We start from the raw sequence: 22,613 nt of genomic DNA on the forward strand, positions 1-22,613 counted from the left end.
CCTGGCACGAATATTCGGTACCTTTCTCCCATCGCAAAACGGAGAAAATACAGATGTCTTTAATTAATACAAAAATCAAACCATTCAAAAACAGCGCTTTTAAAAACGGTGAATTTATTGAAGTTACCGAGCAAGACGTAGAAGGCCGCTGGAGCGTTTTCTTCTTCTATCCTGCTGACTTCACTTTTGTATGCCCGACTGAACTGGGCGATGTGGCTGACCATTACGACGAGTTCCAGAAACTGGGCGTAGATATTTATTCTGTTTCTACCGATACCCATTTCACCCACAAAGCGTGGCACAGCAGTTCTGAAACCATCGCAAAAATCAAATACGCGATGATTGGTGACCCAACTGGCGCACTGACCCGTAACTTCGAAAACATGCGCGAAGATCAGGGCCTTGCTGACCGCGGTACCTTTATTGTTGACCCACAGGGCATCATTCAGGCTATCGAAGTAACTGCTGAAGGCATTGGCCGTGACGCGTCTGACCTGCTGCGTAAAGTGAAAGCTGCTCAATATGTCGCTTCTCACCCAGGTGAAGTTTGCCCGGCTAAATGGAGAGAAGGCGAAGCTACGCTGGCTCCATCATTAGACCTGGTCGGCAAAATCTAATCACTTTTCTTTTCGCAGGGCGGGTGAGCCGTAGCGCGACACCCGCCACTTTGCCACTTTAGGCTTTGCCACCAGGGAGATTTACCCATGCTCGACAACAACATGAAAACCCAACTCAAAGCTTACCTTGAGAGATTAACCAAACCTGTTGAGTTGATTGCCACGCTGGACGACGGCGCAAAATCAACCGAGATAAAGGAACTGCTGGCAGAGATTGCTGAGTTATCTGACAAAGTTACTTTCACGATTAATAACGATTTACCGGTACGCAAACCGTCGTTTCTGATTACCAATCCAGGTTCCGATAAAGGCCCGCGCTTTGCAGGTTCTCCACTCGGCCACGAATTTACTTCTCTGGTTTTAGCTTTGCTACAAACCGGGGGACATCCGTCGAAAGAGTCACAAGATTTGCTTGAGCAAATCCGCGAAATTGACGGCGATTTCCATTTTGAAACTTTTTATTCGCTCTCCTGCCACAACTGCCCGGACGTGGTGCAGGCGCTGAACCTGATGAGCGTGTTAAACCCGCGCATCAGCCATATCGCCATTGACGGCGGCGTATTCCAGAATGAAATTCAGGAGCGCAACGTGATGGGTGTGCCTGCGGTGTTCCTGAACGGCAAAGAGTTCGGTCAAGGCCGGATGACGCTCGCGGAAATTGTCAGCAAAATTGATACTGGTGCCGAAAAGCGCGCAGCCGAAGCCCTGAACAAACGGGAAGCTTACGATGTATTAATTGTCGGTAGCGGCCCAGCGGGTGCTGCTGCTGCGGTTTACTCGGCACGTAAAGGCATTCGCACCGGCCTGATGGGCGAACGTTTTGGCGGCCAGGTATTAGATACCGTTGATATCGAAAACTACATTTCGGTACCGAAAACCGAAGGGCAGAAACTGGCTGGCGCACTGAAAGCCCACGTTGATGATTACGATGTGGATGTTATCGACACGCAAAGTGCCAGCAAATTAATACCGGCTAAAACCGCAGGCGGTTTGCACCAGATTCAAACGGCTTCCGGCGCAACACTTAGCGCTCGCAGCATTATCATTGCGACGGGAGCGAAGTGGCGCAATATGAACGTGCCAGGCGAAGAACAGTATCGCACCAAAGGCGTGACTTACTGCCCACACTGCGACGGCCCACTGTTTAAAGGCAAACGCGTGGCGGTGATCGGCGGCGGTAACTCTGGGGTTGAAGCAGCAATTGATCTGGCGGGTATCGTCGAACACGTTACGCTGCTTGAGTTCGCCCCAGAAATGAAAGCCGACCAGGTGTTGCAGAATAAAGTCCGCAGCCTGAAAAACGTCGACATTATTTTGAATGCGCAAACGCTGGAAGTGAAAGGCGATGGCAGCAAAGTCACTGGTTTACAGTACAAAGATCGCCTGACCGAAAATGTACATGAGATTGAACTGGCGGGGATTTTCGTGCAAATCGGTCTGTTGCCAAACACCAACTGGCTGGAAGGCAGCGTAGAGCGCAACCGCATGGGTGAAATCATCATTGATGCGAAATGTGAAACCACTGTGAAGGGTGTTTTTGCTGCTGGCGACTGCACTACCGTGCCCTATAAACAAATTATTATCGCCACTGGCGAAGGTGCGAAAGCTTCACTGAGCGCATTTGATTACCTGATTCGTACCCCAAATAACTCATAAGACAATAAGTCACCTGCAAAAACCAAAAAGCTCTGGCCTTACAGCCAGAGCTTTTTTTAATATTCTTTCGGCAAATGGTTCACTGCCACCAGCCTGCCGCGTTTAATCTCAATGTAATCTCCGCGCCGTAGCTCTCCGAGTATTGCCATAATCGTGCTGCGCGCGAGCTGCGTACGTTGCTGAATATAATCCGCTACATTCATATCACGGCGAAAGTCTTCGGGTTGTGCCTGTAATTCAAGCAATTTAGTGCGGATCATCACGTAAGCCGGGACGCCAACCAGGTGCTCTTCACGTGAGGTAAATATCTGCAAATACCACGCAAAAATATTAGCGACAGATTCCCAAAGTTGCTTTTGGGTAATTATTTCAAAGGCTTTTTCCGCTGGAACAACCCAACAGTCGCAGGGTTCTTCTATTCTTAAAGACCAGCCACCGCGAGGACGAATACACTCGGCGATACCGTAGATTAATTCGCCTCTTGCCGACGAAATCACTAAACCATCACTGGAACGCAAAAACGTATATTCCCCTCCCTCGAAGAGATAAAGATGTTTTCCTTCTTCCCCAATGGCATTAATGATGTCCTCAGCAAGGAAAGACTGCTTTATCCCAGAGCCAGAAAGCGCTTTTCTCAAAGCAACGATATCAGTGACCGGTCTGATCAAGTAAAGAGGTGGATTCAGTGATTCACCGTCTTTTTTATTTGTGTTACCCATGAATTGGCCTATTTTCATTCTTGTCACCAATATCATAGCTGATAAAAAAGCGGCCTAAGCCGCTTTATGTTTTATCTAACTGAATAAATGTTACTTTCGGCGCCAGGTCGTCCCTTGCGGGCCATCTTCCAGCACGATCCCCATCTCATTAAGACGGTCACGAGCCTGATCCGCCAGCGCCCAGTCTTTCGATTGACGGGCATCGTTACGTTGTTTGATCAAAGCTTCGATTTCAGCCACTTCACCATCGTCAGCCTGCACACTACTTTGCAGGAAAGCTTCAGGTTCTTGCTCAAGCAAACCCAGCACACCAGAAAGCTTGCGTAACGCCGCAGCCAGGCCATTTGCTGCCGCCAAATCTTCGGTTTTCAGGCGGTTCACTTCACGAGCCATATCAAACAGTACAGAGTACGCTTCCGGGGTATTGAAATCGTCATCCATCGCTTCACGGAAGCGCGCTTCAAATGCTTCGCCGCCCGCAGGTTGAACGCTCGAATCCGTGCCACGCAGAGCGGTATATAAACGCTCAAGCGAAGTCCGTGCCTGTTTCAGGTTTTCTTCGCTGTAGTTCAACTGGCTACGATAGTGACCGGACATCAGGAAGTAACGAATGGTTTCGGCATCGTAATATTTCAGCACGTCACGCACAGTGAAGAAGTTGCCCAGCGATTTGGACATTTTTTCACGGTCAACCATCACCATCCCGGAGTGCATCCAGGTGTTAACGTACTCGCCGCCGTGTGCACAAGTTGACTGCGCGATTTCGTTTTCGTGGTGCGGGAACATTAAGTCTGAACCGCCGCCATGAATATCAAAATGGTTGCCGAGCTGTTTGCAGTTCATCGCCGAACATTCGATGTGCCAGCCAGGACGGCCTTCGCCCCACGGAGATGACCAGCTCGGCTCGCCCGGCTTGGACATTTTCCACAGCACGAAATCCATCGGATTACGTTTAACGTTCGCTTCTACTTCAACACGAGCGCCAGCTTGCAGTTGATCCAGATCCTGACGCGAAAGCTTGCCGTAATCCGCGTCGGTTTCCACGGAGAACATCACATCGCCATTGCTGGCAACATAGGCGTGATTACGCGCAATAAGCTGTTCAACAATTTCGATGATATCTGGGATGTGTTTGGTGGCGCGCGGCTCGCTGTCCGGGCGCAAAATATTCAGCGCGTCGAAATCGGTGTGCATTTCAGCCACCATACGGTCAACCAGCGCGACAAAATCTTCGCCATTTTCATTGGCGCGTTTAATAATTTTATCGTCGATATCGGTAATGTTGCGCACATACTTAAGCTTATAGCCGAGAAAACGCAGGTAACGTGCAACCACGTCGAAAGCGACAAAAGTGCGGCCATGTCCGATATGACACAAATCGTAAACGGTGATACCACACACGTACATGCCAACTTCTGGGGCATGAATAGGTTTGAATTCCTCTTTTTGGCGACTCATTGTATTAAAGATTTTTAACATCAGGGGATTCCATATCAGCGTGTGTAATCGAAATTAGGTTATATGTTACCTCAAAATTCCACACGGAAGCAGCACGCTTTGCAAGGTGATGATCATCAGCAGTTATGCTATAACAACCACCTTGTGTCGCGGCACCGTCTGCCCGAACACTGTCTGACTAATATAGGATACACAGCATGGTTACTTTTCAAACTAATCACGGCGATATCGTCATCAAAACTTTTGATGATAAAGCGCCGGAAACTGTTAAAAACTTCCTCGATTACTGCCGCGAAGGTTTCTACAACAACACCATTTTCCACCGTGTGATCAATGGCTTTATGATCCAGGGCGGCGGTTTTGAACCGGGTATGAAGCAGAAAGAAACCAAAGACACCATCCAGAACGAAGCGAATAACGGCCTGAAAAACACCAAAGGTACGCTGGCAATGGCGCGTACTCAGGCACCACATTCTGCAAGCTCTCAGTTCTTCATTAACGTGGCTGACAACGATTTCCTGAACTTCAGCAGCGAAAGCATGCAAGGTTGGGGATACTGCGTATTTGCCGAAGTTGTAGAAGGCATGGACGTTGTTGAAAAAATCAAAGGCGTGTCCACTGGCCGCAGCGGTATGCACCAGGACGTTCCTAAAGAAGACGTGGTTATCACTAGCGTAACCGTAAGCGAATAACTCGCCCGATGGCGATGACGCTTTTTATCGCAGATTTACATCTGTGTTCAGAAGAACCGGCGATCACCGCCGGTTTTCTGCGTTTTCTGGCGGGTCAAGCACGGGAAGCAGACGCGCTTTATATCCTTGGCGATCTGTTTGAAGCCTGGATTGGTGACGACGACCCCGAACCGCTGCACCGCCAAATTGCAGTAGCGATCAAAGAGCTGGTTGATTCCGGCGTACCCTGCTTCTTTATTCATGGCAACCGCGATTTCTTAGTCGGTAAACGTTTTGCCCGTTTGAGCGGCATGACATTACTGCCAGAAGAACAAGTCCTCAACTTATACGACCGCAAAATGCTGGCGCTGCACGGCGACACGTTATGCACTGACGACCACGGTTATCAGGCGTTCCGCAAAAAAGTCCACCAGCCCTGGCTGCAATGGTTATTCCTCGCCCTACCGCTGTTTATTCGCAAGCGCGTCGCCGCCAAAATGCGTGCTGGCAGCAAAGCCTCAAATAGCAGCAAATCCATGGCGATTATGGATGTGAATCCGCACGCGGTGATCGACGCCCTCAGCCGCCATCAGGTGCAGTGGATGATTCATGGTCATACCCATCGCCCGGAAATTCACGCTCTTTCTGCAAACGGAAAACCCGCGTTTCGCTGCGTGCTTGGCGCATGGCATACACAAGGGTCAATGATTAAAGTCACAGCCCAAGACGTCGAGTTAATTCCCTTCGAGTTTTAATTCATAACCCAGAAAAATATAAACTGCGAATATATAGGCAGCATAATTAACATTGCATTTATATATCAGGGGTAGACAATCTTTTTTTCATCTAAAAGGATTACCCGTGAAAAACTTAGCGCGATGCTTCTGGATTGGATTTGTTATCAACTTATTCGCCGTAATGATATTTAGCGCCATTTTTAATTACCTGGCATATGAAATGTTGATGGTAATGACCGATCGCGATCTGATGATTATTTTATATCTCATGCAAAACCTATTTTGGGGTGCGCTGGCCGTTGTATTCATCTCTGCCTTTCTTTTTTCACGTTGGCGGCTGCTATCTGTATGGCTGATATCCATAGCCACCCTTGCTCTTCTGCCTATCGGGGCTTTTCTGCTCCACGGTATTTTACGCAGTAACAGCCTGGCTACTTTTAGTAAACTCGCTTCTTTATCGAAAAAAGAAAATATGGAATGGGAACAGGTTTATTTATTCAATTCCGATAAGGTTTTGATCACCGGTGCCATTCTTATGGGGCCGGGTTTAGGGCTAGTCTTTAGCTCTGGCTCACTACTCGGCATCATGCTTGCATCAATAGCAGCAGTCTTCCTGTATAACGGGTTCCGTTTGCATAAGCGCCCGGCAATAGCCTGGACGACAGAAACAGTAGTCATTACCCCTGGTTTATTTTCCGATCCCTTACTTATTCCACCGGCCCTCATCAAAGAAATAGGCATTAATGAAATCGAAATCGTGATTGATATAGAATATGGCAATCGCACAGAGGAAATTCGCCTGAAAAAATCAAATATAAAAAATGTAGACCTCAACGTGCTGGAACAGCAATTTTCACAGTACTTACAAAGGGTCAATCAAGTCGAAAATGAATTTGCTCGAAGCGAATAATTTTCATTAATGACCTGGTATACAAAGCGATAACCGGATGACCTGAGCTTTATTTTGTGGCAGTCAGGCATCCCCCGTCATACTTCAATTCGCAGGTATAGAAAGTTGTCTCATCTGGCCTGCCGTGATTATGTGATAAAAAACAGGGAAAATACGTCAGGCCGCGTCACCTCCTTTGAATACACTGTAGCAGAACCATAGTGATATGGTCAGACAGGCGCTATCAGTGAGTATCCCGTGGTTCACATTTGTGAATGTCAGTTTTGCGCTGATCATTTTGTTCCGCAATGTTCTCATCAGTAACTTTGACCGCTCGATCGGCGCACACATGGAAATATTGCCGTTTATAGACGAAATTACGGGCGGTATTATTGCTTTGTCGCTTCTGTTGGTACTTTTCATCTATCGTCTCCCTGCCAGCTTCACACCTCTTTGTATGGCAATGCTGATGACTATCAGCTTGATGTGGAAACACGGCTGATCGGCATCTTATTTTTCTTTTTCTCCTGCTGGAGGGGCAAACCAGTTCGACTTGGTCACGAGTACCGGCTGATCGGGCTGGCTGATGAAATTAGGTGACATGATCTGCACGCCGAATTCATTAAACACATCCTGTATATGGCCATGTAGAGTACTTCTGACACCAGCCAGTGACTCACCCGCCTTCAGCCGAACCTGAAGCTCATACGCCACATACCAGTCCTGCAGCGCCAACTGCCGCACCAACGGAGGAATGTCGCGGTTAATTCCAGGTGTACGGCTTGCGGCAAGTTCCAGCATAGCTTCAACCTGCCGCCACGGCGTGTCATAACCAATGGTGACACTGGTCGTCATGTTGACACCTTCGCCTTTGAGCGTTGCACTTAAGTTAACTATTCTGCCGCTAACGACCACTGCGTTGGGAACCGTCACCTCGTAGTTCTCTCGTGTCAGAATTTTAGTTGCCAGCATGCCCACCTCACTGACAACCCCCTCATGATCTGCAATTCTGATGACTTCACCTTTACGCAGTGCACGGGAATAGGTCAGAACCAGCCCGCTCATGGCATGGTTCATCAATCCGGCAGATCCCAGCGTCAGCATCAGGCCGAAGAAAACGCTTATCCCTTTGAAGGCGAGTGAATTAGCGCCCGGCAGAAATGGATATGCCGCTGACAAAGCGAATAACCAGATGACTACGCTGATAAGCTTGCGGGTCACGCCAACCGTATCCGGATGTAACCCCGGCAGATGTAATTGTCCGGTTTCGACTCGCCTTAACACTAGTCTCAACAAACGCGTTACCAGCGCTGTGATGATAAAAATTACGACAACAATGACCAGACCCGGTAGAGCGGAAAGTGCCGCCAGCCCCATCAGTTGCAATAGCCCTATCGCATAACTTCCCAGCTCCATGCCCCAAATCCGCGTCCAGGGAAACAGCCGCAATACCCAACTTACCCAGATGTAAAATGCTACGAGGATGGTGGTGGTAAGAAAAACAGCATACAGCCGCACCTCAATCGGACCGAGAAACGCGCGAAGCTCGCCAGGAATGATACTTTTCCGCTGAGCGCGCCGCACGGTATATACCCGTTTCAGCCAGGCATAGGATCGCAGGGAAAACCAAATCAATGCGACTATCACCAGTGCCCCAGCCAGACTTTTTACCGAGGAGGATAAGAGGTAACGCGAAGAGTACTGTTCAGACAATGAGAGACGAAGCGTATCGAGACGCAACCTGACACGTTCCGCCGACTCCGCAAGCGTCAGGTCATCCCCTTCATCAAGGTCTCCCTGAGCCAGTAACATAAAGGGTTTGCCGTTGACAGAAAAAAGCACGGCAGGCTGCCGGTATCGCGTTACATTATGAGTTTCAACCGGTTGGGCCAGATCCTTATCATCGAGTGAGCGCAAGATCGTAACGATACGCTTAACCCGTTCTTCTGGCGTGGTAAGCCCAAATTTTGCCTGTAGCATCACAACGGGTTGATTAAGCAGAGACAAGGTACGCGCCTGTTCCTGCGGGGAAGGTGCCTGACGTGGCTCAGCACTGATTGCGTCTTGTAAAGTGAATAGCAACAGACAAATGCATAGACCCATTAAAGCTTTGCTCATCCTTCCTCCCGAAAATCCGTTACTGCCTGGTGGTACATCAGTCCGTAAGGCAACCGTCAAACCATCCTTTTAAAATTGCCAAGTATACGTAATCAGAAAGCGTGTATCGGGATCGTCCAGTGAGAGCTAGCACACATGAACGAGTTAACGCCATCCGAAGGGTTGCTGCAATTTCGCGTCATTTATATGACAGTAGCCGTATCCTGCAATTTAACAACTCTGTTTATGCAAAAAAAAATTAAGAAATTAATAACTTATTATTGTCCTGTTTAACTACCTTGACGTACTTAATACTTCTTCAGGAAACGGTAATCATCTTAACGGAATAATACGATATCTTTCTCATCGCCGCTGAGGACTGTTTTGTGTTGTGAGTTCAATGGATCACAACCCCTTTCTATTTACTTTATAGCTTTCAATAATAGTTATTATTTCTAATAATTAACCACTAAAACTATTTGGATTAAAATATTCAAGATTTTTATGAAATTGCTATCTGAAGATTAATTACTCGGTATTTCCGTGCCTTACTCATGACTTTCTTTTTAATATTAATAGCTTCCCTTCAAAATAATTCAAAATGTAATAGCGAATTTCTCGTCTTGACTATACTCATTTAGTCCCTAAATGAACGGAGTCCCAAAGATGCTTAATAACGTCCCTTTTAAAAGGACAATGATAGCCAGCATGCTTACATTAATGTCTGGTGCCGTGTCCGCTGTTCAAGCCACTCCCGCCACAGCATCACCCGAAAACGCACCGAAACAAGACGCTTCAAAACCCAACATCGTGGTTATTTTCGGTGATGATATTGGTTACTGGAATATCAGTTCTTATAACCAAGGCATGATGGGTTACAAAACACCGAACATCGACAGTATTGCCAATGAAGGCGCCAAGTTCACCTCCTACTATGCAGAACAAAGCTCAACAGCTGGGCGTTCTTCGTTCATTACTGGGCAAATGCCATTCCGTACCGGGATGAGTAAAGTCGGTATGCCAGGCGCTCCGCAGGGTCTGAGCAAAGAAGACCCCACCATCGCCAACATCCTTAAACAGCTCGGATATGCTACCGGTCAGTTTGGTAAAAACCATCTCGGTGACCGCGACGAGTTCCTGCCAACCGCGCACGGTTTCGATGAATTTCTCGGCAACCTCTACCACCTGAATGCCGAAGAAGAACCAGAGAATCCGGATTACCCGAAAGATCCTGAATTCCGTAAAGAATTTGGCCCACGTGGCGTCATTAAAAGCTCGGCCGACGGCAAAATTGAAGATACCGGCCCACTTACGGTTAAACGTATGGGCACCGTTGACGAAGAAACACTCGCCGCAAACAACGACTTCATGGAACGCCAGACCAAAGCCGGTAAGCCGTTCTTCACGTGGTTTAATACCACCCGTATGCATAACAAAACTCACCTCAAAGATGCCAGCATCGGCGCGACAGGACTTGGGACTTACGCTGACGGCATGGTCGAGCATGACAAAATGGTCGGTGAGGTGCTGCAAAAGATTAAAGATCTTGGCATCGAAGATAACACAATCGTTCTCTACACCACCGATAACGGCCCGATGACGGCAACCTGGCCTGATGCGGGTATCACTCCGTTCCGTGGTGAGAAAAACACCGGCTGGGAAGGCGGTTTCCGGGTCCCTGCAATGATCAAATGGCCAGGACATATCAAACCGGGCAGTTTGATAAACGACATCTTTGGCAGTAACGACTGGTTCCCAACTCTTGTTGCCGCAGCGGGTGTTCCGGATATCAAAGAGCAATTGCTGAAGGGCTACAAAACCCCATCAATCACCTACAAAGTACATCTTGATGGCTATAACCAGCTCGACTTCCTGCAAGGCAAAGGCGAAGACCCGCGTAAAGAGTTCTTCTACTGGAGTGATGACGGCGACCTACTGGCAATCCGCTATGGTCGCTGGAAAGCGCACTTCATGATTCAGGAACACACGGGGCTCGATCTGTGGCGTTATCCGTTCACCAAACTACGTGCGCCAATGATCTTCGATCTGGAAGTTGATCCGCTTGAGAAAGCTTCCGACGGTATGGGTTACCAGAGCTGGTTCTACGACCGCATGTTCCTGATGGGCGGCGCGCAGAAATACGTGAAAGAAATGCTGGCGACCTTTAAAGATTACCCACCACGCCAGAAACCAGGTTCATTCACCGTTTCTGACGCAGCGGCAATGATCGAACAGGGTTCAAACGCGAATAACTAACTCGCGGTGAATCAGGTGGATTAATAAATCCGTAGGGTGGATAAGCGCGAGCGTCATCCACCATTTGCACCCGAAATGGCGGGTGGCGCAGGCTTACCCGCCCTACGTAAATCCTCCGTTGTCCAAAAAGAGTTTTCAAAGGGGCAGTTATGAAGTACAGCACCACATTGCCGGTTAAAGCATTACCCTCAGCAGAGAAATACGATGGCAAGGGCCCTGAATACAAACGCCGTTTCCACGTCATGGCGAAGCCGAGCGGCTCCACCTGCAACCTCGACTGCACCTACTGTTTTTACCTGAGTAAAGAAGATCTGCTGCATCAAGACCGCCACACCGGCATGAGCGACGAAGTGCTGGAAAACTTCATTCGCCAGTACATCGACGGGCAAGATGGCGAACAAGTGGTTTTCTCGTGGCAAGGTGGCGAGCCCACATTGATGGGACTGGAATTCTTTGAAAAGGTCGTCAAATTCCAGAAGCAGTACCAAAAACCCGGTCAGCGCGTCGAAAACGATCTCCAAACCAATGGCGTGCTGATTAATGACAAATGGGCCGAATTCCTCAAAGAACACCGTTTTCTGGTGGGGCTGTCAATTGACGGCCCACGGGAACTGCATGACCGCTATCGCGTCACACGCAGCGGCAAACCAACTTTCGACTTAGTGATGAAAGGCGTCGAAGCACTCAAAAAATACAAAGTCCCGTTTAACGCCCTCGTCACCGTCAACCGCACCAATGCCCGCTTCCCGCTGGAAGTGTACCGCTTTGTCACCCGTGAGCTGGGTGCAACCTACGTGCAGTTCAACCCATGCGTAGAGCCAGTTGATTTCAAAGTCACCGCCCCGCAATTCTGGCGTGATGACACCATTCCTATTACCGGCACCCGCCGCGCAAAACCTGGCGACCTCGACTCCATCGTCACCGACTGGTCAGTGGATCCTGATGACTGGGGCACTTTCCTGAAAACGGTATTTGAAGAGTGGGTCAATAACGATTTGGGCCGCGTGCAAGTCAACCTGTTCGAAACCGCCGTCGCGCAAACCATGGGCATGCCAGCGCAGATTTGTACCGCGTCGGAGTTTTGCGGCAAAGGTCTGGCAATCGAAAAAAATGGCGATATCTACTCCTGCGATCACTATGTTTATCCGGAATACCAGATAGGCAATATCGAAAACACCAAACTCGCCCATCTGGCATTTTCCGAACGCCAGAAAGCCTTTGGCATGGGTAAGAAAGATACGTTGCCGGAATACTGCAAGCAGTGTCCCTATCTGAAATTATGCTGGGGTGAATGCCCGAAAAACCGTCTTGTCCGCACACCCGATGGCGAGCCTGGCCTCAATTATCTGTGCCCTGGCATCAAAACTTTCTTCAATTACGCCGAGCCGATTTTGGTCGGGCTCGCTACGCTTTTGAAACGTGACTTTGCAGGATTGCGCAAATGACAAACAGAGAGAAACTGCTTGAACTAGAGCAGCGGATGAACCAACAAGTATTGGGGCAGGAATCACTGGTGCGCATGCTGATTGTCGCCCTGCTGTGCGACGGACATGTGCTGCTTGAAGGTTTGCCTGGTCTTGCTAAAACCCGTGCCGTGCGTGAGCTAGCTCGCCATGTGGAAGGTGATTTCCGTAGAATTCAGTTCACGCCGGACCTTCTGCCTTCAGATATTACCGGCAGCGAAATTTACCAGCAAAACGCCACACGTGAAGAAGATCAGTTTCGTTTTCGCCCAGGCCCGGTATTCGGCAATATCATTCTTGCCGATGAGATAAACCGCGCCTCGGCGCGTGTGCAATCGGCCCTGCTCGAAGCCATGGAAGAACGCCACGTAACCGTTGCCGGGAAAACCTGGCCATTGCCTGGCGTCTTCATGGTGCTGGCTACGCAAAACCCGGTTGATCAGGAAGGCACCTGGCCACTGCCAGAAGCCCAGCTTGACCGCTTCCTGATGAAAGTTCTGGTGGACTACCCCTCCAAAGAGAACGAGCAAAAAGTGATGCAACTGGTGCGCTCTGAGCAGCAGGAAAAATACCTGGCAGGCCGCGAAGATTCTCAGGATATACCGCCAGAAACCCTGATGCTTTCTTAAGCCGATATCGCTACCTGCTGGCAGGAAATTTCAGCCATTTACGTCGCACCAACCATTGAAAATTACATTGTCAATCTGGTGGATATGACGCGTCATCCACAAGGTATCAGCGACACCATCGCCAGCTACATCACCTTTGGCGTAAGTCCGCGCGGTACTCTGGCTCTTGACCGTTGTGGACGTGCCCTGGCATGGCTTGAAGGCCGTGATGCGGTGCTGCCGGAAGATATTCAGCGCGTCGCACCGGCAGTGCTGCGCCACCGCCTGATGTTGAGCTACCAGGCCAATGCCGATAACTGTTCGCCTGATGAAGTGATTCGGATGCTGCTCGATGCAGTGGTGGCCTGATGGATAGCGCATTGCAGGTGGACCGAAAAATCCTGATGGCGCTGGCAAACGAAGCCCGATTGCTGTCGAACCCACCGGGGCAAATCCCACCGGGTGCGCTGGCGGGGGAACGCGTTTCTCGCCAGCAAGGTCGCGGACTTAATTTTGATAGTCTCAGGCGCTATCAACCTGGTGATGACGTGCGTTTGATCGACTGGCAGGCTACCGCTCGTCTGCGAGCGCCGTGGATTCGTTTGTATAACGAAGAGCGTGAACGACCGGTTTTCCTGATAGTCGACCAACGGCTGGATATGTTTTTTGCGACTCGCGGGCAAACCAAATCAGTGGCGGCAGCAAAAATTGCCGGTCTGCTGGCATGGCGCAGTTGGCACGATGGCGACCGTCTTGGCAGCGCGCTATTCAGCGACACAAAATACAACCTGCAAAAATGCCGTTCTCCCAGGACAAGCCTGCCCGCCGTGCTCGACGACGTGCTGCAATATAACCAGCAATTACCTGAACGTTACCCTGACGAAACGCCCGCAACAGTCACCCTTAGCCATGTCCTGCAACACGCAAGCCACCTGATCCCCAGTGGGTCGTGGGTGGCAGTGATCAGCGATTTTCACGATTTGGATGCATCAGGCGAAGCATTACTGGCCGCATTGCGGCGGCGGTGCGAAATCAGCGCCTTCATTACCCTCGACGATCTTCATCTGTCACTGCCAGAACAGGGCAATCTTGCTGCCAGCTATCAGGGGCACGAAGCCGCATTTTCGCTGTCGCCGGGACTTAAAAATGACATCCAGCAAAGCATTACGGCGCGGCTTGCGCGCCTGCAAAACCGACTGACACGGCTTGGCATCCGCGTGAATCAGATAGTCGTCACAGACGATCTTCTCAAGCAGCTACAAAAGGGCGTCTGAATGCTCGAGAAAGGATTTAGCGTACCGGAGCTGTTAAACCCGGCACTTCCACCAAGTATCTCCTGGTTTCCCTTGCCGCCCGGCTGGTTTGTGCTCGGCGGCGTTTTTCTTATCGTGCTGATTATATTCGGGTTATTCCGCCTGGCGAGATGGCGGCGCAACGTGTGGCGTCGTGAAGCGCTGGCGGCATTGCAGCAACTGCATAGCGCCGATAGCTGGCTGGAACTGATAAAACGCATTCTGCTGATGCACCATCCGCGCAGCCAAATTAGCCACACGCTTTCGCCAGAACAACTCTTGCAGCATGTAGAAATCGACGCCGATTTGCGCCAGCAATTGAGCACCAAATATTGCCAGCCGGATAACCAGCTCGAGACGAATCAAAACGCACGCCTGCAAACTCAACTGAAACACTGGCTGGAGAAACTACCTTATGTCTGAGTTTCTGAGCCGCCTCGATTTCGCCTGGCCGTGGGTGTGGTTACTGATTTTCCTGCCGTTGCTTGGCCGCTATTTTTTACCGCAAGACCGTGAAGTCAAAGAACACGTTCGCGTGCCGTTCTTGCCGGAATTAATTGATGAGCTGAAACTCAATAGCCAGCCGGTGCGCACCAGCAAACTCTCAGGCCTGCTCTTCTGGCTGGTGTGGATTCTGTTAGTCGCCGCCCTTTCTCGCCCGGAATACCTGACGCCGCCGCAGCACATTCAAAAGCCGATGCGCGATGTGGTGCTGATTCTTGATGTCTCCGGTTCGATGAGCAAAAACGACGTGCAGGGCGGGATCACCCGTTTGCAGGCGGTTCAGGAATCGGTGCGCAAATTCGTCACGGCGCGTAAAACTGACCGCATCGGGCTGGTGATTTTTGCCAGCTCCGCCTGGCCGTTTGCGCCGGTCAGCGAAGACAAACAGGCGCTGCAAACGCGCATCAACCAGCTCGCACCGGGCATGATTGGCGAACAAACCGCGATTGGCGACGCGCTGGGCGTGGGCGTAAAACTGCTCGACAGCACCACCAACAAAGACGCCAGCAAACTGGCGATTTTACTCACCGACGGCAACGACACCGCATCGCAGTTAGCGCCAGCACTCGCGGCGCAACTGGCGGCATCGCATCACGTTCAGGTGCACACCATCGCATTTGGCGACCTGAACAGCACTGGCGATGAGAAAGTGGATCTGCCGCTGATGCAGGACATCGCACGCATTACCGGCGGAAAATCCTGGACCGCCGCAGGTTCCGGCGCGGCTCTCGATAGCGTGTGGCAAGAAATCGACGCCATTACGCCGGTGCAGGTGAAATCCATCGGCTGGTCGTGGCACATTCCGCTGTTCCAGTGGCCGCTGCTGCTGGCGCTGGCTTTGTTGATTTTGCTCGCGGTCACACGCTTTGTGCGGGAGAAAACAGCATGAGCGACTTCCATTTTGTTTATCCCTGGCGGCTGCTCGGCCTGCTGATTTGCGCCCTGCTGTGGTTTGTTGCCACCAGCCAGCGCAGCGCCTGGCACCAGATAATGGACAAGCCTTTTGCCAAAGCGCTGATTATCGGGCGGCAAAAAAAGCTGACTCAGGTTTTACCATGGCTTTGCGCGCTGGGCGTCATCGCGCTAGCGGGCCCCACCTGGCAGCGCGAACTGCCCGCCGCACTCACGCAGCAAAGCAATATGATGGTGGTTTTGCAGCAGGATCCGGCGATGTACGCCCAGGATCTCGCGCCGAGCCGCCACCAGCGTATGCAGAGCAAAATCATGGACCTGATGAACCGCTCGACCGGCACGCATTTCGGCCTGGTGGTGTACAACTCTCATGCGTATCTGACCACGCCGCTCACTTCCGACCCGACGTTTTACTCGCTGTTTTTACATGCGCAAAGCCCGAATTTACTGCCGGAAGGCGAAGGTTCCGGGCTGAAACAGGCCATCGACCTTGCGATGAAAAACATGCCGGAAACGCCAAATATGCCGCGCAATATTATATTGATTGCCGACACCCTTTCCGCGCAAGACGCGGCCTGGCTGGCGCAGCTTAAAGCGCCAATCCAAATCTGGGTTCCGGGTACGGCTCGCGGCGGCGAACTGCCGGAAAGCTACGCCCAGCGTGGCATTGATACGCGCCTGAACGTCGAACGTTTTAGCCAGATTCGCGATGGCGGTATTCCGGTCACGCTGGTGACCAGCGACGACAGCGATTTATCAGTGCTCGCCAGCCACATTCAACAATCGGTTTCCGCGCAAAACAACGCGCGCGGCGATTTACACTGGAAAAACAGCGGTTATCTGCTGGTGATCCCCATGCTTTTATTATTGCTGCTCGGGCGGCGTCAGCTGATTTGCTGGCTGGTTGTGCTGGTGCCGCTGCTCCACATGCCGCAAAGCCAGGCCGCCTGGCAGGATGCGTGGGTCAGCCCGAATATGCAGGGGCAAATCGCGTTCAATAAAGGCGACTACAAAAAGGCGGCAGAACGATTCCAGAACCCGCTGTGGCAGGGCATCGCGTATTACCGCGCCGAGGATTTTGTCGCCGCCGCCTCGGCTTTTCGCCAGGCTCCGCAAACCGCTGAAACGCTGTTATGGACGGGCAACAGCTACGCCCAACAAAAGCAGTGGCAGCAGGCGATTAACAGTTACGACCGCGCCTTAAGCCTGCGCCCGGATTGGGTAATGGCGCAGAAAAACCGCGCCGCCATCGCCAAAATTATTATGGAATTACGCCAGAAAGAGCGCGATCGCCAGGCGGCCCAGGGTAAAGAACAGGACTATAAACCGGACGAAATTAAGCACGATCTCAAGAAAGATCAGGGCGTAAATCAGAAAGACATTCAACCGGTTGCCAGTAGTAGCCCGCAGGTTAATCAGTGGTTTGAAAACCTGGAAGTTTCCCCCTCTGGCCTGCTGGAAAATCTCTACCGCGCCAATACGGAGGAAGCGCCATGAGAGCCTTGCTGATGCTGCTTTTACTGGCGGTGCTGCCTGCCCGAGCGGCGATGGATATTACCCGTGAGCTTGAAGCGCCCGAGCATGTCGCACCCGGTCAGCCGGTGCGCGTGGCCATCACCTTCTGGACGGATAGCTGGTTTAATCCGCCGCCACAATGGCCTGATTTTAAAATTGAAAATGGCTCGTTACTCGCCACGCCGCTGCCAAACCAACTGTTGAGCCGCCAGAAAAACGGCATTAGCTGGAGCGGTGTGCGCCTGGAAAGACAGCTTATGGCATGGGATCAGGGCGAGCTAAACATACCTGCGGTGGAAATTACACTGACATCGCCCAACCAGCCGCCCGTTACCGTGCAATTGCCGGAGCTGAAAAAAGACGTTGTCTGGCCGAAAGGCGTGGAACAGCCGGATCGTTTCCTGCCCGCCAACAACCTAACGCTCAGCCAGAAAATCACCCAGTATCACGCCGCCAAAGACGACAAACTTCACGCCGGTGACGTGGTTGAACGCACCGTGACGGTACAAGCCAACGGCATTGTGGCGACGCAAATTCCACAATTGCTGTATGCGATTCCAGGCACCGAGACGCAGCGCCTGACACCTGTGAATTCCTCGCTCAAAACAGGCCGTGGCGAAATTGAAGGAGCACAACGCGTTGAAACATTGCGTTATCTGCCGTCGCAAGCAGGAACCATCACGATTCCTCCCGTTAAATTACGCTGGTGGGATACGGCAAATCAGCAGTGGCAACTGGCTGAACTGCCCGGCTCAACGATGCAGGTTCTGGACGCTCGCGCCGCAGGCGGTGAATCCGCACTGCGCGGCACCACCGATGATGACAACTGGCGCACCGTTTTGATTATTGGAACCTTCGCCGTCCTGGCATTACTCATCTGGTTTACGCGACGCTTGCTGTGGCGCAGTGTGCGATATCTGCACCGTGTCTGGCAGCGCTTCTGGAACCCTGTCCCATTGCCCGAACTGACTCCCACCAAAAGGGGTGAACGATGAAACACACATTACTACTGAGCGTCATGTTATTCGGCACGATGGTCGCAGCGCACGCCGCCGACCCGCTTTCGACGTGGAACGACACCGCCGCGAAACAATCCATTGAGCAGTGGGTGCAAAACTCCACCGACAAAGACCGCTCGACCTATATTCCACCCGAAAAACGCTACGTAGTATTTGATAACGACGGAACGTTGTGGCCCGAAGCTCCGCTGACATTCCAGCTCCAGTTTGCGGTGGATGAAGTGAAGCGCCTGGCACCTGAGCACCCTGAATGGAAAAACGACCCTGTTGTGAGCGCGGTACTAAATGACGATTTAAAAACCGTTGTGGCTTCCGGTGAGAAGGGGCTGATTCAGCTTTTAGAGCTGACTCACAGCAACATCACTACCGAGGAGTTTAACCAGCGTGTCAGCAACTGGGTCGACAGCCATCGTGATAACCGTTTTGGCTGCAGATATGATCAAATGAGCTACCAGCCGATGCGTCAGTTACTCGATTACCTGCGTGAAAATGGCTTTAAAACGTGGATTGTGTCCGGAGGCGGCATTGATTTTATGCGCGTAGTGGCAGAAAAAATGTATGGCATCCCGCCTGAGCAGGTTATCGGATCATTCTCGCTCAGCGAGTTTTCCCTGACAGACAACGGCACGCAGTTGCGTAAAACCATGAAAGGCGCTTTTAACGACGATGCGGCAGCCAAACCGGTCGCCATTCACCTGTTTATGGGCCAGCGCCCGGTTGCGGCGTTTGGTAACAGCGACGGTGATTTAGCGATGATGCAGTACACCGCGTCAAATCCGGACTATAAGACCTTCGGTTTACTGGTTCACCACACAGATGCGGAGCGTGAATACGCTTATGACAGCCATCCACCGGCGAGTGGAAAACTGGTTGAAGGGCTAAGCCTGGCGAAAGAAAAAGGCTGGGCTATCGTCGATATGAAGCACGACTGGAAAACAGTTTTCGACCCAGCATTATGTAAATAATGTCATTGTATCCAACACAAAAGCCCTTAACTCATAGCTCTGAGTTAAGGGCTTTTAACAATCAGAACTGATAACTGTAATTGACGCTGGTAAACCACAGATAAGGATTATCGTAATTGCCAGCCAAAACCGCCGGAGACTGGATTTTTGAAGACTGCATATGCAGATATTCCACTGCTATACCAATATTGCTTGCCTGGCTCAGTTGGTACTGCGCACCGGTGGCAAAACGCCATTCGTCGCCAGTTGGCAGGGTTAATGCCGCATCACTCTGATCTTTGTATACAGTACTATCAAATGCCACGCCGGCATTGAGACGCCACTCTTCAGCTGGACGGTATTGCACACCCAATGCGGTATGCCAGGTATCTTTAAGGCGGCTGGTTTTGTCGATCGCCTCGCCTGCCACGGTAATCTGTGGCGCACCAAACTGGCTCCAGTCCTGCCAGCCAAGATCGCCCATCACAGACCACTGTTTATCGATATCGTGTACCAGGCTTAGCATGATTTGCTGTGGCGCCCGGACTTGCGCACCGATGGGTAAGGTGAAATCGACATTTGGCAGGTTGGGGAACCGCGCCTGAGCATCAATATTAAAGTCGTAATCGGTTTTACTGTTCCAGGTTATCCCCGCGCGGGTTTGGTCAGTCAGATCCATCAACAAACCGAGACGATAGCTCATCGCCCAGTCGTGGTCTTTTTGCGTTTTATCATCCCCCTCAACGTTGCGCGTCAGCGACAAGAAGCCATAGTTGGCATTGACTGACCCCCCGATGGAAACACGATCGCTCAGTTTCCAGGCCAGAGAGGGGCTCAGGGTCATGGCAACCATGGTGCTCTTTTTGATTAACCGGTCTCCAGCCCAGTCGCCAAAATCTATCCCCAGACCATAGTTTCCATACAGACCAATGCCCGCGTACACATCTTCACTGACTTTTTGGCTATAGAAGCTACTGGCATTAGGGAAAAGATTCATGACATTCCCCGGGCTCTGTCTGGCGTTATCTAACTGATAATTGATATCTCCCCCCATGACCTGTAGACCACCGGTGAACATATGATCCGGTAGACGGGTCATACCCGCCGGATTGGTAACAATGGTAGAAGCATCCTGAGCGCGTGCAGCCTGCCCGGCACCGGCCAGTGCCGTATCTTCTGTACCCATCTCATAAAAATAAAGGCCACTCGCATGAGAAAATGAGGCTAACAGCAGTCCTGAACACGCCACGATGCTCTTTTTCATGTGCCACCTGTTTCTTAAAACAACCGCTAAAAGGCCTGGGATAGCCTGCGGCTCGAAGCGAGCCGCAGTATCATCAGAAGCGAATTTTCATCCCAACAGACGCTGAAATATCAGAGGATACGGACGTGTCGCCACCGTTATCCCAGCTTTTGCCCACCTCGGTATAGGCCTGCACATCGGTGGTTACCGCCCATGTCGTACCGAGAGCCACTTCAGTTGCCTGGAAGCGCTGGTTGGCGTTGATTTCCGTCGCACCGGCCTGGTTGGCCGTATTGCGATACGTCACGCTGTCCTGGCCGTCAGACAGTTCCTGCCAGTAGTTTGCGCGAACATAAGGCTTAACTTTGCCATAGTCGGTGTCGTAATCGGCAGTCAGACGGACCCCAAGGCGGCCAATCACAGAGCCGTCAGCGTCCACCGAAACTTTGGTTTTCGACCGATCGGCAAGTGTGACATCATCAAAATTACTGTACTGATAAATAAGTTGCGCCTGCGGTTCGAGCTGCCAGTTGCTATCGCCTAATTGCCACGGTTTTCCGACTTCAACCGACGCCACCACCGAGCTACCGTCCAGGCTGTACGATTCATGACTGCTCAAGTTCTTCAAATCGACAGAGTGATAACCGTACTGCAGGACGTTATCGACGTACAAACCGTCGGTGTCAGTCCAGGTGGCGTAACCCCCCAGGTATGAGGAGAAGGTTGAGTTGTACGCGGCCCCGCCGCTCATCCCGGTATCACCATTGATCGAGCTGTCGATATCCATAAAGGTGGTGTACAAACCTGCACGCCATTTATCGTTTTGCCACAGGTCCAACCCCATCTGCATCCCGTTGAAGTTGGAACTGCTTTGCGAGCCGGTTGGATCGTCGTGTTTTTGGTCGACCGATTTGACGATGTAACGTGCCCAAAAACGGCTTTCCTGATCGGCCGCAACATCTGCACGCCAGGGTTGCTCATCGCCCACACGCTGGTGAAGTGTCCCAAGAACCGCTAAATCGGCCTGGCGGATAATCGCGGCCAGCGTATCGAAGCCCGGTACATCAGGACGATAACCGGCGCGTAAGAACCAGTCTTCACCCGCCCCCTGCGCGTTACCGGCAAACAGCTGGTATTGCCATGCGCCCGCGGTAAGCACGCCATCGCCAATGGTAAAGGCATCTTTGGTGGTCTGAGCGGTGGTGGTCGCCCCATTAATGGCTTCAACCACCATAATGCCGTCACCGGTGGTCGGTTCGCCGAGTTGGCTAACATCAATATTCAGGTTCGTCAGGCCAGTAGCACTGCCGCCATTTATCACCAGACGGTCGGCGACACCTGGGCTATGTTGCTGGGCAGCAATGTTCAACGTACCGTTCAGGCCGACGTAATCACCGTTGACCGTCAGGGTTGATCCGACATCACCGCCACGCAAATTAATAGTGCCCTGGTTCACCAGGTTGGCGACCGACTGGCTGTAGCCACCGGTATCCAGTAACGCACCGCGGCTCACAATATGGCTGGATGGCTGGCTAAAGCGATTCTCACCTGAAGCCAGCAAGGTGCCTTTTTCCACCAGCGTAATTCCGCTCCAGCTATTGTTGCCATTGAGAATGGTGGTGCCGCTGCCCTGCTGCCAGACCTGTCCGTTGCCGGAAATATTCCCGTTAAGCGTCAACGTATCGCTGCGGTTAATCGCAAGGGTCGCGTTATCGACAATATTCCCGCCGATGTTGCCCGCCGTACCCCCGTTCCCCAACTGCAATGTGCCTTTGCTGATGGTGGTTTGCCCGTTGAATGTGCTGTCTTTTGTGAGCGTCAACGCGCCTTCGCCCAGTTTGGTGAAATCGCCATTGCCGGTAACCGCCGTTAACAGCGAAACCGCATGACCGTTGGTGTCAATTGCCCCACCGACGCCCGAAAGCGTCACCTGGCGGGCAGTATCAAACGCCGCGCCATAGCGCAACGTGCCGCCACTCAGGCCAATTCCGGTTCCCGCTGCACCGAGATTAT

At 51.5% G+C, this 22,613-nt stretch carries 19 protein-coding genes and 2 pseudogenes; 15 read left to right on the forward strand and 6 right to left on the reverse strand.

Translation table 11 applies throughout. The features are described from left to right. The first annotated feature begins 53 nt into the window (after positions 1-53). The gene (gene ahpC / locus D8682_RS09850; RefSeq protein ID WP_064548938.1) at positions 54-617 is read left to right on the forward strand and encodes an alkyl hydroperoxide reductase subunit C; all 564 of its coding nucleotides are present in this window, start codon (positions 54-56) and stop codon (positions 615-617) included. A gap of 87 nt (positions 618-704) precedes the next feature. Continuing rightward, entirely contained in the window at positions 705-2,273 is a 1,569-nt protein-coding gene (ahpF, locus tag D8682_RS09855; RefSeq protein ID WP_064548940.1) for an alkyl hydroperoxide reductase subunit F, read from the forward strand. 56 nt (positions 2,274-2,329) lie between these two features. Here the strand turns inward: ahpF and D8682_RS09860 are convergent, their stop codons facing one another. Then, complete coding sequence (locus tag D8682_RS09860; protein WP_162303009.1) at positions 2,330-3,010, reverse strand: helix-turn-helix domain-containing protein; 681 nt, start codon at positions 3,008-3,010, stop codon at positions 2,330-2,332. A gap of 72 nt (positions 3,011-3,082) precedes the next feature. Next, positions 3,083-4,471 carry a cysteine--tRNA ligase gene (gene cysS, locus D8682_RS09865; protein WP_121814172.1) on the reverse strand — a complete coding sequence of 463 codons (1,389 nt, stop codon included), beginning with the start codon at positions 4,469-4,471 and terminating at the stop codon, positions 3,083-3,085. A 176-nt stretch (positions 4,472-4,647) separates the two neighbouring features. On the opposite strand from cysS, the gene ppiB reads away from it, so the two are divergent. The 3 genes from ppiB to D8682_RS09880 all read left to right on the forward strand — a co-directional run bounded on the left by ppiB (position 4,648) and on the right by D8682_RS09880 (position 6,768). Further along, entirely contained in the window at positions 4,648-5,142 is a 495-nt protein-coding gene (ppiB, locus tag D8682_RS09870; protein ID WP_064548946.1) for a peptidylprolyl isomerase B, read from the forward strand. A 14-nt stretch (positions 5,143-5,156) separates the two neighbouring features. Then, positions 5,157-5,876 (forward strand): UDP-2,3-diacylglucosamine diphosphatase, encoded by a 720-nt coding sequence (gene lpxH, locus D8682_RS09875; protein ID WP_202914399.1) that lies wholly within the window; start codon positions 5,157-5,159, stop codon positions 5,874-5,876. Between the two features lie 106 nt (positions 5,877-5,982). Beyond that, the gene (locus D8682_RS09880) at positions 5,983-6,768 is read left to right on the forward strand and encodes a hypothetical protein (RefSeq protein WP_121814173.1); all 786 of its coding nucleotides are present in this window, start codon (positions 5,983-5,985) and stop codon (positions 6,766-6,768) included. A gap of 2 nt (positions 6,769-6,770) precedes the next feature. On the opposite strand, the pseudogene D8682_RS27190 reads toward D8682_RS09880, so the two are convergent. After that, positions 6,771-6,845 (reverse strand): annotated as a pseudogene (locus D8682_RS27190) (type II toxin-antitoxin system mRNA interferase toxin, RelE/StbE family); the annotation flags it as partial. Between the two features lie 149 nt (positions 6,846-6,994). On the opposite strand from D8682_RS27190, the gene D8682_RS09885 reads away from it, so the two are divergent. Next, positions 6,995-7,249, forward strand: a complete 255-nt coding sequence (locus tag D8682_RS09885; RefSeq protein WP_064548953.1) for a membrane-associated sensor domain-containing protein — start codon at positions 6,995-6,997, stop codon at positions 7,247-7,249. Positions 7,250-7,257: 8 nt separating this feature from the next. Here D8682_RS09885 and D8682_RS09890 read toward each other — a convergent pair whose 3' ends face one another. Continuing rightward, a complete protein-coding gene (locus D8682_RS09890; RefSeq protein WP_121814174.1) occupies positions 7,258-8,865 on the reverse strand; it encodes a mechanosensitive ion channel family protein in 1,608 nt (535 codons plus the stop codon). A gap of 645 nt (positions 8,866-9,510) precedes the next feature. Between D8682_RS09890 and D8682_RS09895 the strand changes: the two genes are divergently transcribed. From D8682_RS09895 to D8682_RS09935, 9 genes and pseudogenes are all read left to right on the forward strand, one after another. Next, complete coding sequence (locus D8682_RS09895) at positions 9,511-11,100, forward strand: arylsulfatase (protein WP_121814175.1); 1,590 nt, start codon at positions 9,511-9,513, stop codon at positions 11,098-11,100. A gap of 149 nt (positions 11,101-11,249) precedes the next feature. After that, positions 11,250-12,545, forward strand: a complete 1,296-nt coding sequence (locus D8682_RS09900) for an anaerobic sulfatase maturase (protein WP_121814176.1) — start codon at positions 11,250-11,252, stop codon at positions 12,543-12,545. Next, positions 12,542-13,540, forward strand: a pseudogene (locus D8682_RS09905) (AAA family ATPase). Before D8682_RS09900 ends, D8682_RS09905 begins: the two are co-directional and overlap by 4 nt. Then, entirely contained in the window at positions 13,540-14,445 is a 906-nt protein-coding gene (locus tag D8682_RS09910) for a DUF58 domain-containing protein (RefSeq protein WP_121814177.1), read from the forward strand. The pseudogene D8682_RS09905 and the gene D8682_RS09910 overlap by 1 nt, the downstream one beginning before the upstream one ends. Further along, positions 14,446-14,886, forward strand: coding sequence for a DUF4381 domain-containing protein (locus tag D8682_RS09915; protein ID WP_121814178.1), 441 nt, complete (start codon positions 14,446-14,448; stop codon positions 14,884-14,886). Then, positions 14,879-15,856 (forward strand): VWA domain-containing protein, encoded by a 978-nt coding sequence (locus tag D8682_RS09920; RefSeq protein ID WP_121814179.1) that lies wholly within the window; start codon positions 14,879-14,881, stop codon positions 15,854-15,856. Before D8682_RS09915 ends, D8682_RS09920 begins: the two co-directional genes overlap by 8 nt. Next, positions 15,853-17,376 carry a tetratricopeptide repeat protein gene (locus D8682_RS09925; RefSeq protein ID WP_121814180.1) on the forward strand — a complete coding sequence of 508 codons (1,524 nt, stop codon included), beginning with the start codon at positions 15,853-15,855 and terminating at the stop codon, positions 17,374-17,376. Before D8682_RS09920 ends, D8682_RS09925 begins: the two co-directional genes overlap by 4 nt. Further along, positions 17,373-18,389, forward strand: coding sequence for a BatD family protein (locus D8682_RS09930; protein WP_121814181.1), 1,017 nt, complete (start codon positions 17,373-17,375; stop codon positions 18,387-18,389). The genes D8682_RS09925 and D8682_RS09930 overlap by 4 nt, the downstream gene beginning before the upstream one ends. Continuing rightward, positions 18,386-19,378, forward strand: coding sequence for an HAD family phosphatase (locus D8682_RS09935; RefSeq protein ID WP_121814182.1), 993 nt, complete (start codon positions 18,386-18,388; stop codon positions 19,376-19,378). The genes D8682_RS09930 and D8682_RS09935 overlap by 4 nt, the downstream gene beginning before the upstream one ends. 61 nt (positions 19,379-19,439) lie before the next feature. Here D8682_RS09935 and D8682_RS09940 read toward each other — a convergent pair whose 3' ends face one another. Together D8682_RS09940 and D8682_RS27195 are read right to left on the reverse strand one after the other, a co-directional pair. Continuing rightward, on the reverse strand, positions 19,440-20,621 hold the full coding sequence (locus D8682_RS09940) for an OmpP1/FadL family transporter (protein WP_064548963.1): 1,182 nt from the start codon (positions 20,619-20,621) through the stop codon (positions 19,440-19,442). Between the two features lie 73 nt (positions 20,622-20,694). After that, positions 20,695-22,566 (reverse strand): autotransporter outer membrane beta-barrel domain-containing protein, encoded by a 1,872-nt coding sequence (locus D8682_RS27195; RefSeq protein WP_238392834.1) that lies wholly within the window; start codon positions 22,564-22,566, stop codon positions 20,695-20,697. Positions 22,567-22,613 lie beyond the last annotated feature (47 nt).

Source organism: Buttiauxella sp. 3AFRM03 (genome assembly GCF_003675305.1).
Lineage (GTDB): Bacteria > Pseudomonadota > Gammaproteobacteria > Enterobacterales > Enterobacteriaceae > Buttiauxella > Buttiauxella ferragutiae.